Source organism: Sphingopyxis terrae subsp. terrae NBRC 15098, assembly GCF_001598815.1.
GTDB lineage: Bacteria > Pseudomonadota > Alphaproteobacteria > Sphingomonadales > Sphingomonadaceae > Sphingopyxis > Sphingopyxis terrae.
This window is the reverse complement of the sequence record NZ_BCZQ01000046.1, coordinates 1-13,441: the sequence shown is the minus strand read 5'-3', so window position 1 is coordinate 13,441 and position 13,441 is coordinate 1. Positions and strand designations below refer to the sequence as shown.

The following is a 13,441-nucleotide window of genomic DNA, read 5'->3' as shown; positions in this document are numbered from 1 at the left end:
GTTGCCGAGCTGGGCGCCGCTTTCCTTGCCGCCGACCTTGGGCTTTGCATCGAGCCGCGCCCCGATCATGCCAGCTACATCGCGAGCTGGATCAAGGTGCTGCAAAACGACACGCGCGCCATCGTGCAGGCCGCCGCCCATGCCGAGCGCGCCGTTGCCTATCTTCATCAACTGGCGAACCCCGAGGAGGCGAAAGAGGCGGCATAGCCGCCGATCGGCGAGGCTGCCCCTGTCCGGGGCGGCCACTTTGTTTGCCCGCCCACCCGATCCCATGTGCGGGCCGCTCCCTTCGGTCGCGGCCTGAAATCCTTTTCCTTGCCTTCTATACTCTCGCCACTGCGTCCGGTCTGGGTCAGAGCAGCGTAGGGTAGCCGCTGCGTCAATTTCCGATTTCTAGGGGACGCCGTGTCACAGGAACGGGTCGCGATAACTCTTGCTAATGGTCGGCGATTGCTCGAAGATTCGCAGGTCTATGCGCACCGACATCGATCATCTTCCTGCCGCGAAGCAGCGCGAGCTTGAGCGCATCGTCGCGATCATCTTCGACGAATTCGGCACGGCAACGGAAAATGCGACCGGCCCGCGCAAGGGCGCGCGCATACTCAAGATTATCCTGTTCGGCAGCTATGCGCGCGGCAATTGGGTCGATGCGCCGACATCGGCGAACCAGTATAAATCCGACTACGACATCCTCGTTATCGTCAGCCAGAAGGAGCTGACCGACCGCGCCGCCTATTGGGCGAAGGCTGAGGAACGGCTGATCCGCGCTTACACGATCGAGAAGACGCTGCGCACGCCGGTCAATTTCATTGTTCATTCGCTGCACGAGGTGAACGATGGGCTTGCGCATGGTCGCGTCTTCTTCATGGAGGTCGCGAACGATGGGATCGCGATTTACGAGGTGGACGGAAGTGAATTAACAACGCCCAAGCCCAAAACGCCTCAACAGGCGCTGGATACGGCAAAAGACTACTTCGAGGAGTGGCTGCCCAATGCCGCCGGCTTCCAAAAGGTATTTCGCTTCTGCATGGCCGAAGGGGATTGGAAGCGAGCGGCGTTCCTGCTGCATCAAGCCACAGAGAGCCTTTACCAAGGTCTGCTTCTGACGCTGACATTCTACACGCCATACAACCATAATATCGCCTTCCTCCGTTCACTCGCTGAGGGGCTCGACCGCCGCCTCTACGGTATCTGGCCCGAGGCCCATCGCAGCGAACGGGCAATGTTCCAGAAGTTGAAGGAGGCCTACACAAAAGCCCGCTATTCGAAGCATTACAAGATCAGCGAGGAAGAACTGACTTGGCTTGGCGAACGCGTCGAGGAACTCGGACGCGTCGTCCATCAAGTTTGTACTGACAAAATCGCCGAACTTGAAAAGGCCGCGCGCGGATAAGTCAGACTGGCAATCCTACGGTTGAGGGCCCTCGAGCAAATAGAATTGGTCGTTGGCGCCGCCTAGCGGCACACCCTGTAGAATCTTTATCGGCCGCCCTTCCAAATAGCCGCCGAAAGGGCGGTAATAATTCATCGCCCATTCGCCGTCCGATTTTTCTGCAACAACAACGAACTCCGTCGAGCCGCTGGAATGCACGTTAATTCCTGAAAGAATGGCGCGGTCGTTCCGTATAAGCGGTCGGTGGATGCGATAAGTTAAGTGACTGCTGCACTCGTCCACTGTGGCGGGCCTCACTCTCATTTTTCCCCAAGCGAGCCGCGTTGGATCAAATTTACGCGCTGGCAAACCGGGCGCCTTCTTTGTGAAAAAAAGCGATCGAATCTGGGCACGACGATCCTCATCCACCGGGCCGACGCTCGTCTCCACGGTTTCCCTCTTCAGTCTCTCCAAATCTTGGGCGTCGACACCTAGTAACCCGCCATTGATACAAACAGGAAACACCCTTCTGGCTTCGATGCGATTCAACACCTTGAGTATCAGGAAACGCGTCGCGGCATTTTCCTGCTCCAACTCCTCGTCTACGGGGGAGGGATAGCGACTTACCACCTCTTCGAGTTGATTGACCGCTATCGCATAGGCTTTCGCATGCTTGTGGAAATCGGGGATTGAGCCCGGCGAGGGGCAATGAGTCGGTATGACAATCTGCTCATCGTCCTGCATGCTGTCGAAATCCAGACGATACCGAAGCCTGATCTTCTCCCTGAGATCGACTAGCTGACGATCCGCTTTCTTCAATGAACTTCTCGGGCAAACATATAGCCTGTGCCGACCCACATCGGCATAGGCTTTGAAAATTTCTAGGGGCACAGCGGCTTCATCTTCCGGCGTCAAGCGAGCCATCGCCGGTTTATCCCACACGAGATTACCAGCAATCATCAGTACGAGGACGCCAAGCGATATCTTCGTCATTTCAACCTTGCTCCCGCCGAAGGATGCTTAGACGAGCCTCATAGATGCACATCCGTTAACAGCTGCAATCAGTCGGTCCGAGCAATGACTTTTTGTTTCATCCATTCCAGTCTCTCGACTTGTCGTAAACTCGGGATACTGGCATAATCGTCGTCACGGGATGGAGTGACTGGCGGCCATCCCAAGGATCGTCCTGCCAGCATCATGCAGGTCCGGCCAAGGGTCGGGCAGTTGCTGTAGGCCGCTTTAGCGGCGCACAGCGGACACCGCTTGCACATTCGCGCGCGATTGCGCGGACCGCCACTGTGCGAGCTGCAAATGACTACCCCGACACCGAAGGACTTATACGCGCGCGAAGTCGTGATGGCGCGCGTCGATCATCTCATCCGCCGCAAGCAGGGCGAGATCGAGCGCATCACGCGCATCCTGCGCGCCTTCTTCAATCCCGATCAAGTGCAGGCCCCCGAGCCGGGGCAGATCAGGCGGATCATCCTGATCGGCCCGTATGCGCGAAGGTCGTGGTATGAAGACGACGAGACGATCAACTTTTCCGATTACGAATTGTGGATCGTGGTCAAACATCCGCTCTTCAAAGAGGAATGTTGCTGGACCCGCGCCCGCGAAATCATCGACAGCGAGCTTGGCGATCGTTGCGCGGTCAGCCTCGAACTCTATTCCCGCACCGACATTCGCATCGCCAAGGCCGAGCGTGACACTTTCATCCTCGATCGGATCGAAGCAGGTATCACCCTTTACCGGGCCTCACGCGATGCGCCGCTCAACGAGCGCGAACGCAAGGGAGCGCGGCCATGACTGCGCCCGCTTCGACCGCCGCCTTCGAGGACTTATATCGCACCGAGTATCGGCGCCTGCTGCGTAAACTGCGGCGCCGGGTCGGCTCCAACGAGGCGCCCGATCTGGCGCAGGAGGTGTTCGCGCGCTTTCTGCGAAGCGAGGCGCTGGGCCGCGTGGAGAACCCAGCCGCCTATCTGTCGCGGATCACCCGCAACCTGCTGATTGATCGCGCTCGCCGGAAACAGCGAGGGATGCCGCTCTTCTTTCCCTTCGACGACGAGCGCGATGCGACGTCGCGTGCCAGCCAGACATGGCGGATCGAAGCGATCGACCTGTTTCGTCTGTATCGGCAGGCCGTTCGGGCCATGCCGCCGAAGACCCGGCGTGTATTCGTGATGCGCCGAGTGAAGCGCATGAGCTACAAGGAGATCGCGGCGGACCTCGGCATCAGCATCGCGACCGTCGATTACCATATGGTGCAGGCCTTCGCGCGCTGCCGCGCCGCGACTGTTGCGCAATGTTGACCGGTGCATATGTCGGGCGCGAACGCGCCGCCGATCGAGAACGGAGGGCACCTCTTGCCTCGCCCGGTTCGGGGACTGATTTCGCTGCCTTCTATCGCGCCGAGCGAGGGTGGTTGTTCCATTATTTCCGGAGGAGGATCGGGCGTGATGCCGCGCCCGATCTCGTGCAGGAAGCTTTCACGCGGCTGCTTCGCAGCGGCGCGCTTGATCGGGTCGAATATCCGCGTCCCTATCTGGCGCGAATAGCGCATAATTTGCTGATCGAGCGAGCGCGCAAGATTATGCGCGAGGGAGGCATCGCATGTCAGTTCGACGAAACTTGCGATGCACCCGTAGCGCCCGAGCAGGAACAGCATGTTGAAGTTATGGAATTGCGGAGGTCTTACCGGAGGGCGCTTCGCCCCTTGTCTCGAAAGACCCGGCGCATATTCCTGATGCACCGCCTGCGCGGGATGACATATCGGAATATCGCCGACGAACTTGGCATCAGCAATAAGGCCGTCGAGAAGCATATCGGACGCGCACTCGCACGGTGTCGCAGAGTCGTGCTCGCCCATCGGGAATAGCATCGCGCATCCACTACTGCGCAATGCACTTGGGAATCGGTTCGATTGCTTTTGAAGGAAAGAATTCTCGGGGCCTAATCGGGGGCATCCGCGCCGCACGAACTTAATATGTAATTGTAATAAAATCAGAATTCTTGATCTATTCGATTCCGGCTCGGCCTCCATTTATTCCCAGGTTTGACATTCAGGGGTGGTCCCCGATCGCGTCGCGCCGGTTGGCCGCGCACCTATGGCGCGTTGCTTTTCAAACCCAAATTTGCCTCCAGCGCATTTGAATAGGCGGGCGGTATCGCAACCTTATGGGTCCAGCCGCCGAATGCCGAGAGCAGGAGCAGGCCCATGACCGGGCCGGCGATCAGCAGGCCCTTCACTAGTGCAGTCGATGCCGCCCGGTAGTGCAGCGCCGCGGCCAAATGGACGAACACCGCGATCACACCGATAAAATAATAGGGATAGAAGAAATAGCGCAGGCCGGGATGGGCGAGCGTCGAGGCCGGCCACCAGAAATTCGTGTCGAGATGATTGACGTAGCGGGCGTAAAGCGCCGACGTTGCATGGATCGTTATGAACAGCGCCACATACAGGCCGCTCGCTATCTGTGCCGTTCCCCAACCAGGCTCAATGCCGATCCGCCTTCGCTGTCGAACCAGCATCATGCCCAAGGCAAGTTGTCCGAGCAGCGCGGCGAGCAGGAGCGGCTCGACCGGAGCGCTGCGGTAAATCGGCCGCACCGCGCGCAACGCTGCGAGATGGGCCTCCGGTCCAAGCAGCGCGGCCAGATGCGATATCAGATGGATTGCAATGAAAGCGGCCAGGATAATCCCGGTCAAGCGATGGAGTTTGCGTATCATCGTCCTTGCCCCCTCGAATCAATTCAGATAAAAAATATCCGTATTAAGAGGAGAACGCAATCATGCGTCTGGCGCAAGGGATCGAATGGGCGATCCATGCCTGCACCCTGCTGGCTCCGCTCGGTCGCGAGCACGGCCTGAGCCTGACGGCGCTCGCTGCGTTTCACGGCGTAGCGGCCCCCTATATGGCGAAGCAGATGCAGCTTCTGAGCGCGGCGGGCATCGTTCGTTCAAGCCGCGGGGCAACGGGCGGCTATACGCTCGCGAAGCCGCCGGCCGAGATTAGCCTTTACGATGTCGTGCGGGCGATCGAAGGCCCGGCACCCGCTTTCCGCTGCACGGAAATACGACAGCGCGGTCCTTGCGCGCGGCCCAGATCGGAATGCCGCCTTCCTTGCGGCATAGCGGCGGCTTTCGCGGCGGCAGAGGCGGCATGGCGTGGCCATCTGGCCGCCATCTCGATCGAAGATATCGTGGCGCAACTCCGCACCGGGGCATCCGACATGGATCTCGGTGCGGCCCTCGGCTGGCTCCAGTCCAACGCGACTGCGCTGCCCATTCGATCCGGCGGCGGCTCGATGCAGGATTTTTGAACTGTCGTGCGATGGAGGGCAAGTGCGTCGAACCTGTACCGGTACATATCCGCAATCGCCTTGCCGGCCTCAGCCGTTATCCAACAACGACATGCAGGCATCAGGGAAGTCGGGAGCGATGACGCACGTCATGGACTGGAAACCTTGGATCAGCCGGATTTTTCCTGCGCTATGCGCGGCGATCCTTTTCGGTTTCATGTCTCCGGCAGCGCATGCCGAAGGCGGCTGTCCCGACGGATTTTTCCCGATCGGCGGCGGCACGGGCGGATGGCAAGGGTGCGCGCCGATCCCCGGCTACGACGATGGCGGCGCTGAGGAAGAGCCGCAACAGCCGACGAGGTCGGCTTATGACAATTATTATGCGGCCGCCTGGCATCGCGATTCAAGCTGGGCCTGGCTCGTCACCGGCTATTCGAATCGAACGCGCGCCGATCGGGCGGCGCTGGCGGCCTGCAATGCGGCAATGGGATCGGGGTGCACGACGGCCGCCGGCGGTGCCAATGGCGCGCTTGTGATCTCACGCGGGGTCGAGGGCGATCTTTATGCCATGTCCGGAGCGGATAAAGGCAAAGCCGAAAAGGCCATGGCGAAATATTGCAGGGAGGCAAACGACGAGTGTGAGGAAATCCAGTGGGCCACGGCGCCAGCCTTGATCGCGCCCTCCGGTCAGAATGTGCCCGAATCGCCCCGAATCTATGGCCCTGTGAACGATCCGCATCGCCGTTACGGGGCGCTCGCCTGGCCTGATGGCGGAGCCGATGCTGCGCCGACGCGCGAGGTCTGGATCGTGGGCGGGCGACCTTCGCCGGATAAGGCGGCGTCCGATGTGGTTGCGCGGTGCCAGGCCGACAGCGGCAAGACTTGCAGCGTCAAGCTGGCTGGTTCCGACGTCTATATTGCCCTGACGATGGGCGATGGCGTGATGGGTGGCGCGGCCAGCGCATCCTCGGTCGCGGCTGCCCAGAAACGCGCGCTCGATTTCTGCCGAAAAACGTACAAGCGATGCCGGGAGGCCGGCTTTTTCGACCTGGTTGCGGAGCAGGCCTTGCGGTACGATCCCGAGGCCTTCGGCAAGCCCTGGTTTACCGCGCAAAGCTGGACCAAGGGCGGCAAGGCACCGTGGCGCAATTCGGTGTGGTCGGTGTCCGGCGCGAAGGATATGGACAGCGCGAAAAAGGCGGCACTGGCTTCCTGTCACGCCGAAACCAAAGATGAGTGCGAGGTCGCGTCCTGGTCCTCGAACAGCAAGGTGGCGCTATACGTCGACGCAACCGGAGCCGTACATGTGCTCTGGACGGCTTGGTCGAACGATCCTGCGAAGGTGGTCGCAAAAGACTGTGCGGCGCAATCCCTTGATTGCCGGATTGTAACCATCATCGATTCCCGCCTGCCTTCTACAGGACGAATCGACGTTGAATAGCTGCTACCCGAGCAAACGCTGGACCGTGCGTCCTTTAGCGGAGGGTGTCAGTTGAAGGATGATGCGGTGCTGCACGCCGCATATTGTATCTGGCAATGCTGCGCCGCCTCATTGCAACTGCGCATCGCCAATCGGTTCGCAGCGGCCATGGTCGCGGCATAAGCGATTCCGACTTGCCGGTCGTCCCCCGACGCATAAGCGGCGCATTGGTTTCGATAGGTCAGGCGCACCCGACATTCGCCTGCCGCCGCTTTCCTCGCATTGACGTATCGCACCTGCGGCAGCGGCGGCTTCGCTCTCCCGGCTCCGAACCACGCCGAAGCCGTTGCCGCCAAGCGCTATTGCGCCCCAGCGTGCTTCGGGTTGGTCGCACGCCGCGGCGACCGGCGTGAACAGGCTCGCGAGCAGGATCGACGTAATCCATTTCATTTCGGTATGTTAAGGCAGGAAATATGGATCACCGGCAAGCGCGCGGGCATACCGGTACATATCCGGGCGGATTGGACGATCGCGCCGGTTCGCGGGGCCGTCGTTCGCGGGGCCGTCGTTCGCGGCGAAAATGTACCGGTGTCGTAAGACTGTCCCGGTGATCGGGATCGGGATGTTAGCGTCGGGCGATGGATGCCTGCAGTCCGAAAAGCACGCGAACGCATGCACGGCTTCTCGGCTGGGTCGCACTAATTTTGTTCAGCTCGGCCTGTGCCGCGTCGCCCTATGATCACGCAGCGAGCAATTGCGCGCGCGGCGTGTCTATTGAGGCGGTCATCCGCGCTTGCAATCCGTCGGCCTTGCGACGGTTGCTTACATATGGCGTCGATCCTGACCTTCCCGACCGTGCGACAGGGCATTCGCCTCTGGAAACGGCTATTCTGGCGGGACGGCGCGATCAGGTCGGGGTTCTGATCGCCGCCGGGGCCGGTCTCGACCGACCCGATCATGTCGGTAATACGGCGCTGCATATCGCCGCGCAGACAAATCAACCATGGATTGCGCTGGATCTGCTCAAGGCGGGTGCGCGACCGGACATCCGCAATGCGCAAGGGCGAACCTTTCGGACGTATCTCGATTTGATGAGCGATGATCTGCTCACGCCCTATGCCCGTACGGGAAAGCGCGCGGTGGTCGATTGGGTCGCGCAGCGCGACAGTGCAGAGGGCGCCCTCCACTGACGACAGGCGGGGCTGCCCCGACGGTAGTCGGCGGACGACGATCGTTGCGCAATCCAGCGCGGCCGTCTGCCTGCTGGAGGGATATTTATTATTTTTTCTTGAAGAACAGTCTTTTGATCATCGCCCCCGCGCCGATGAAAACCGCTGCGCCAATCAGCGCTCCCGCCAGCGGAAAATAAGCGTGATCGCGGGTACTGTCGATCACCACCTGACCAAATCCGGCCGCCCGTAGCTTGTAGACGCGCCACTCGGTTGCGGCGATCTGCCACAGCACAAACAGCCCGATGAACAGCGCCGACAGGATGCGGGCACGCTTCTTTCCGGGCGACGTATTTTGCGGGTCGTTCATGGTCGCTCCGGTTCATGGGGGGCGCCCGGTTGCGTTTGCTGCGGCGGTGGCGAGTCAATCGGATCGAAGGTGCTGAGCGTGTAGCCGACTTCGCCCGACATGGTCATGACCGCGCCGTCGCAGGTCCGGATGCGATGCTCGAAACTGTGGCTCGTTTCGGTTTGCTGCAGATCGATCCGAAGCCCGCCATTGTGGAACCAAAGCAGCGCCTCGTAGCGCGTCCGATTATCGTCGATGCGCTCGATCCCCTTGGTCGACAGGGTGCGTTCCAAGGTGCGACCGTCGGCGTCCGTCGTCCGCGCTAGCACCTGTTTCAGATCTTCGGCATAGACCTCTTCGAGCGCCGCGACACAAGCCGCATGGGTTTCATAGCTTTGCGGCAGGGCCAGGATCGGCATGACGCCGCTTGCCAGAACGGCCTGGCCGGGTGCAGCCGCCGCCAGGCCGAGGGCGGCTATTCCCAAATGATATCGACGTTGCGCCATGTCCAGCCTTGGGGCGATCACTCGCGAGCGGCCCGGGAGTCGGGCGCTTTCCGGCGAACTGTCGTCGCAGCAATGGTGATCGCGCCGCAGACCGCCGCCAACAAGCGTTGGCGTGCACCGGTACATCGTTTCGCTTCGCCCCGGGCGCGCCCGCCGCCAAATTGACTGCATGACCCGAATCCTTGCCCTCGCGATCCTGTCGATCGCCGCGTATCTTTTGGCGCAGACCGCATCGGCGGCCGCCGAACCACTGCCGACGCAGCGGGATATTCCTGCCGAAGAAAGTACGGTGATCTGCCCGGACGAGGCCGCGGGCCGGCGCATGTTCGAAGATTATTACACTGCGACCGCCGCGGGAGGCTTCGACATCTACCGTTTTTTCGACGGGCTGAAAGCAACGGGGTGCGAACAGAAGAGCGGCCCGTTGCAGATCGTCGAGATTCTGGGGCGGCGCCTGATCGGAACCTCCGGCGGGACGCAACTGCTCTATCGTGCGACCCGCCCCGATGGGACCGCCGTAATCGGGCTCGTCGATGAAGGGGTAAACGACCAGTTTCCCCGCACTTATTTTGCCCGGTGGATGCAACTCCATGCACCGGGCGGTCGGTTGATCGACCGGCAGGGCAACCGGCTCTATCTGTGCCCGTCGCCCGCCGATGCGCAAAAGCTGATCCAGGCTATCGTCCCGGGGCGCGAACCTGGCGCTGCCGATCCGCAGCAGATCAAATCGCGCGACCGGGCATTTGCCGCGGCTCGCTGCAGGATCGCCTCTGGCGAATATCGGATAACCGACGTGCGCGACAGCCAGTTCGTCAGCCTGGGGCCGGAGGCCGGAGAGGATTGGACGGCACTGATTGCGATAGACAGCGACGGCCGCGAAGTCGGGTTGGTTTACGACGCCTCGGTCATGTGACGCTTTGCTCGTTTCGGATCAGGCGCTGAGGGCGCTGCGAATGGCGGCGGTGTAGGTGCGGCCGACGCGTACTTCGGTGCCGTCGGTCAGCACCGCGACGAGGGAGGCGAACGGCATCTGCTTGATGCGTTCGATTGCGGAGCGCTGCACGATCGTGCTGCGATGGATGCGCAGGAACCGCGCAGGATCGAGCCGGCGTTCGAGAGAGGCGAGGCTCTCTTGATAGAGATAGTCGCCATCGGCGATGTGCAGGCGCACATAGTCGCGATCGGCTTGGAAGCGGATGATGTCGTCGGCCGGAATGCGCAGATATTCGCCATGAGTGCGAACCCAAAACTCGCCGTTTTTGCGGTTTTCCCGGCCGAGCGCCTGCTTGAGCGCATGCAGCGTTTCCTGCAGTTCGGCGATGCGGTCCGACTGCAGGCGCGCGCCCGCCGCCGCGCGGGCGCGCTCGATGGCCAGATGGAATCGTCCCGGTTCGATTGGCTTGGTCACATAATCGACGGCATTGTTTTCGAACGCGCGCAGCGCATGATGGTCGAACGCAGTGACGAAGACGACGGCTGGGGGAGCCTCGGCAACTGCCGCCAATATGTCGAAGCCGTCGCCGCCCGGCATCTGGATGTCGAGCAGCATGATGTCGGGCGGGCGTGCCGCGACAATCGCCACCGCTTGCGCGACATTGGCGGCTTCGTCCACGCGTCCGACCCACGGATATTTGGCGAGGAGGCGTAGAATACGCCTGCGCGCCAGCGGCTCGTCGTCGATGACCAGAACCGACATTTCGGTCATGCGGGCCGCCAGGGCAGCGCGATTGCCGCGCGAAAGCGACCATCCGCCGTGATCTCTGACGATAGCGACCCTTGCTCGCGAAAGCGCGCGCGCAAGCGATCCGCGACATTCTTCAGGCCCATGCCCATGCCCGGCGGCCGGGGTCGTCCGTCATCCGCCGCGACGTCGTTTTCGACGACGATCTCCAGCGCTTCGTCGCGCCGCGTAGCGCTGACCGCAATTTCGACTGGGCCGGCCGATCGCCCGACGCCGTGCTTGACCGCATTTTCGATCAGTGGCTGCAGGATCAGGCTGGGGACCAGCGCGCCGCCCGCTTCATCGTCAATGGCGATGCTGACGGCCATGCGATCCGAAAAGCGTGTGCCTTCGATGCCCAGATACTCGCGCTGAAGGGCGATCTCTTCGCGTAGCGGGACATCGTGGACGGGGTCGAGTTCCAGTGTCGAACGCAGGAAGGTCGATAGTGACAATACCATCCGTTCGGCCTGCGTCGCAGCGCCTTCCTCGATCAGGCCGGCTATGGAATTCAACGTGTTGAAAAGAAAATGCGGGCTGATCTGATAGCGAAGCGCCGTCATCTTTGCCTCGAGGGCTTCTTCACGCGCCGCCGCTAGGCGTCGTTCGCGATCTCCTACTTCGAAGCTGTAGAGCAAGGCGGTGTGAAGCGCGCACCATCCCAATATCTGGCAAAAGCTGGTTATCAGGACGATGCCGGTATACTCCGGATCGAACTTTATCGGTTGGGGATAGAGGCAGATCATGCCGTTGATGAAATCAAGCGCCGCGGCGACCGGCGCCATGATTGCGGCAAACGCGATCCCCCACAGCGCTTTGGGAAGGAAGTTCCCGCTCCGTCGATGGAAAAGGAAGATCGCCAATCGGTAACCGAGCGCCCCGATGATGGCATAGACATAGAGCTTGTAAGGCGCCGATTCGATCGGATCGATGTTGAGGACGACGCTGAACAGGCTGTCGACGAGAAACATCGCGAACCAATAGCCAATGATGAGCCAGATCGTCGCACGCTTGAGACTGCGAGGAAGCGTGCCGCGTTCGTCGAACGCTCCCGCATTTTCATGATCGATCATGATATTGGCCCCTTATCCCCGCGCGATGCTGCGTGTCGTTCGTCGGTCGCCAGCAGCCATTGGCAGAAAGCCGGTGCCGATAATCCGACGCCGCGTGCTGTCCATAGGAAATAGTATCCAGCATGCCCCGGCAACCACTTAGTTCGGATGGCATGAGCGATATGCAGCCAATATCGGCAATGTCGGCGACCCCCGTCGTGCGCAATGGCGTAGCGGCCTCGGCCGGCGGCCGCGTGCCCGACAGCGCTCGCGCGCCGGGGCGTGCGGAAGCGGGGCTTCCTGCGGGCGAGGCGGTCCGATTCCTCGTCGAGACGGATGATTTCCAATTTATACGCCGGGTTGCCGCGCTGTTGCCCGAAGGCGCAAAGTTGCAGATTCTTCCGGCTGCCGTACGGGTCGATCGCGCTGCCCCGCCGACAGGACGGTCGGCTGCGGGCGGATTGCCCGCGCTGACCGGGCGGCAGCAGGACGTTGCTGCGCTGCTCGTGCAGGGGCTTTCGAACAAGGCAATCGCCCGCGAGCTCGGCCTTTCGCATTTCACCGTGCGCAATCATGTGTCGCAATTGCTCCGGATGCTGGGCACGCCGACGCGACGCGGGGCCGTGAAACGGCTCGCTCCATATTATGACGGCTTTATCTCGCCCGAATAGATCGCGATGTCGCCGGACCGCGATGGCCATTGCATATTCCTTTCCCTACCGCGGCTGCTTCGCCGAGTTGCGGGACGTTGTCATCGCAGCCAATTGAACCGGTACGCCTGTGGCCACGCGGCGGCTGGTTCTTCGCGCTCGCCATCAGGCGAGTCCTCCTAATAGGCTGTAGAAATAGCAGACGCCCGGAATCCAATGGTGAGGGACCACCTGGGATTCCGGGCGTCGTGCAGCAGGTAAAGCCTGCTTTGTGACCGAACCGGGATATCTGATCACGATCTGATGTTAATCAACCGCGGAAATTTCTAAAACGGATAATGTAAACTGGTTCAAATATATCAATGAACTGGTTCTCTTTCACGGTATTTTACCGATATAATATCAATGTTTCTCATGTATCTTCTATACTAATGAGACAATTAGATTGTACCGGTGCATTTGTGCAAGAACCGGTACATCGGTTTCGTTGCAATAAGACGTCCCGCCCCTCTAGTTCGGCCATCATCGTTAGCGTCCGCGCTCGTGGTGTAATTTCCGGTGTAGGCGATGGTGTATTCCGGGGTGGGGCATGCCCCACCCCGGAATGCGGCGTCGCTGGTGGCCACCGGGTTCATCGTTATGGTGGAGTTTGCACACTTCAACCGTGACGAAGAGGAGTTCCCGATGACCGAGGACAGATTACTGATCGAAGAGCTTGCTGCGAAGGGCGGCCAACCGGATTTTTTGCGCACCATCGCCGAGAACGTGCTGCAGCTGATCATGGAGGCCGACGTTGATGGCCTGATCGGCGCGGGTCGCCACGAACGCAGCAGCGAGCGCGCGACCTGGCGCAACGGCTATCGCGACCGTTCGCTGGATACCCGGGTAGGCACGCTGAACCT

At 60.9% G+C, this 13,441-nt stretch carries 18 protein-coding genes; 11 read left to right on the top strand and 7 right to left on the bottom strand.

Going from position 1 to position 13,441, the window contains the following annotated elements:
- A partial coding sequence (locus STE01S_RS19020; protein ID WP_255266030.1) for a zincin-like metallopeptidase domain-containing protein occupies positions 1–207 on the top strand: 207 nt, incomplete at its 5' end.
- Positions 208–472: 265 nt separating this feature from the next.
- Positions 473–1,393, top strand: coding sequence for a nucleotidyltransferase and HEPN domain-containing protein (locus STE01S_RS19015; RefSeq protein ID WP_062770798.1), 921 nt, complete (start codon positions 473–475; stop codon positions 1,391–1,393).
- Between the two features lie 15 nt (positions 1,394–1,408).
- On the opposite strand, the gene STE01S_RS19010 is transcribed toward STE01S_RS19015, so the two are convergent.
- Positions 1,409–2,365, bottom strand: coding sequence for a hypothetical protein (locus STE01S_RS19010; RefSeq protein ID WP_062770796.1), 957 nt, complete (start codon positions 2,363–2,365; stop codon positions 1,409–1,411).
- A 318-nt stretch (positions 2,366–2,683) separates the two neighbouring features.
- On the opposite strand from STE01S_RS19010, the gene STE01S_RS19005 reads away from it, so the two are divergent.
- From STE01S_RS19005 to STE01S_RS21075, 3 genes are read left to right on the top strand one after another with little or no spacing between them, the layout of a single operon-like run.
- Positions 2,684–3,178, top strand: a complete 495-nt coding sequence (locus STE01S_RS19005; RefSeq protein ID WP_255266029.1) for a hypothetical protein — start codon at positions 2,684–2,686, stop codon at positions 3,176–3,178.
- Positions 3,175–3,684, top strand: coding sequence for a sigma-70 family RNA polymerase sigma factor (locus STE01S_RS19000; protein WP_082813442.1), 510 nt, complete (start codon positions 3,175–3,177; stop codon positions 3,682–3,684). Before STE01S_RS19005 ends, STE01S_RS19000 begins: the two co-directional genes overlap by 4 nt.
- Entirely contained in the window at positions 3,678–4,250 is a 573-nt protein-coding gene (locus STE01S_RS21075; protein ID WP_082813441.1) for an RNA polymerase sigma factor, read from the top strand. Before STE01S_RS19000 ends, STE01S_RS21075 begins: the two co-directional genes overlap by 7 nt.
- A 227-nt stretch (positions 4,251–4,477) precedes the next feature.
- Here the strand turns inward: STE01S_RS21075 and STE01S_RS18990 are convergent, their stop codons facing one another.
- Positions 4,478–5,101 carry a hypothetical protein gene (locus tag STE01S_RS18990; RefSeq protein WP_062770792.1) on the bottom strand — a complete coding sequence of 208 codons (624 nt, stop codon included), beginning with the start codon at positions 5,099–5,101 and terminating at the stop codon, positions 4,478–4,480.
- A 62-nt stretch (positions 5,102–5,163) separates the two neighbouring features.
- Here STE01S_RS18990 and STE01S_RS18985 point away from each other — a divergent pair, with 62 nt between their 5' ends.
- Positions 5,164–5,694: an RrF2 family transcriptional regulator gene (locus STE01S_RS18985; protein ID WP_062770790.1), complete on the top strand. Its 531-nt coding sequence runs from the start codon at positions 5,164–5,166 to the stop codon at positions 5,692–5,694.
- Positions 5,615–7,114 (top strand): DUF4189 domain-containing protein, encoded by a 1,500-nt coding sequence (locus STE01S_RS18980; RefSeq protein WP_162928361.1) that lies wholly within the window; start codon positions 5,615–5,617, stop codon positions 7,112–7,114. Before STE01S_RS18985 ends, STE01S_RS18980 begins: the two co-directional genes overlap by 80 nt.
- 47 nt (positions 7,115–7,161) lie before the next feature.
- Here the strand turns inward: STE01S_RS18980 and STE01S_RS21070 are convergent, their stop codons facing one another.
- The gene (locus STE01S_RS21070; protein ID WP_218017012.1) at positions 7,162–7,344 is read right to left on the bottom strand and encodes a DUF4189 domain-containing protein; all 183 of its coding nucleotides are present in this window, start codon (positions 7,342–7,344) and stop codon (positions 7,162–7,164) included.
- Between the two features lie 453 nt (positions 7,345–7,797).
- Here STE01S_RS21070 and STE01S_RS18975 point away from each other — a divergent pair, with 453 nt between their 5' ends.
- Positions 7,798–8,283, top strand: coding sequence for an ankyrin repeat domain-containing protein (locus STE01S_RS18975; RefSeq protein ID WP_162928360.1), 486 nt, complete (start codon positions 7,798–7,800; stop codon positions 8,281–8,283).
- 88 nt (positions 8,284–8,371) lie between these two features.
- Here STE01S_RS18975 and STE01S_RS18970 read toward each other — a convergent pair whose 3' ends face one another.
- Positions 8,372–8,632 (bottom strand): hypothetical protein, encoded by a 261-nt coding sequence (locus STE01S_RS18970; RefSeq protein WP_003046618.1) that lies wholly within the window; start codon positions 8,630–8,632, stop codon positions 8,372–8,374.
- Positions 8,629–9,288 carry a hypothetical protein gene (locus STE01S_RS18965; RefSeq protein WP_162928359.1) on the bottom strand — a complete coding sequence of 220 codons (660 nt, stop codon included), beginning with the start codon at positions 9,286–9,288 and terminating at the stop codon, positions 8,629–8,631. Before STE01S_RS18965 ends, STE01S_RS18970 begins: the two co-directional genes overlap by 4 nt.
- Here STE01S_RS18965 and STE01S_RS18960 point away from each other — a divergent pair.
- A complete protein-coding gene (locus STE01S_RS18960) occupies positions 9,287–10,030 on the top strand; it encodes a hypothetical protein (protein WP_062770782.1) in 744 nt (247 codons plus the stop codon). The genes STE01S_RS18965 and STE01S_RS18960 overlap by 2 nt on opposite strands.
- 18 nt (positions 10,031–10,048) lie before the next feature.
- Here STE01S_RS18960 and STE01S_RS18955 read toward each other — a convergent pair whose 3' ends face one another.
- Both STE01S_RS18955 and STE01S_RS18950 read right to left on the bottom strand, forming a co-directional pair.
- Positions 10,049–10,822, bottom strand: coding sequence for a LytR/AlgR family response regulator transcription factor (locus STE01S_RS18955; RefSeq protein ID WP_062770780.1), 774 nt, complete (start codon positions 10,820–10,822; stop codon positions 10,049–10,051).
- Positions 10,819–11,910 carry a sensor histidine kinase gene (locus tag STE01S_RS18950; RefSeq protein ID WP_062770778.1) on the bottom strand — a complete coding sequence of 364 codons (1,092 nt, stop codon included), beginning with the start codon at positions 11,908–11,910 and terminating at the stop codon, positions 10,819–10,821. Before STE01S_RS18950 ends, STE01S_RS18955 begins: the two co-directional genes overlap by 4 nt.
- A 152-nt stretch (positions 11,911–12,062) precedes the next feature.
- Here STE01S_RS18950 and STE01S_RS18945 point away from each other — a divergent pair, with 152 nt between their 5' ends.
- Entirely contained in the window at positions 12,063–12,560 is a 498-nt protein-coding gene (locus STE01S_RS18945) for a helix-turn-helix transcriptional regulator (RefSeq protein ID WP_062770776.1), read from the top strand.
- 663 nt (positions 12,561–13,223) lie between these two features.
- Positions 13,224–13,441: transposase (locus STE01S_RS18940; protein WP_174531837.1), on the top strand; the 218-nt coding region annotated here is incomplete at its 3' end.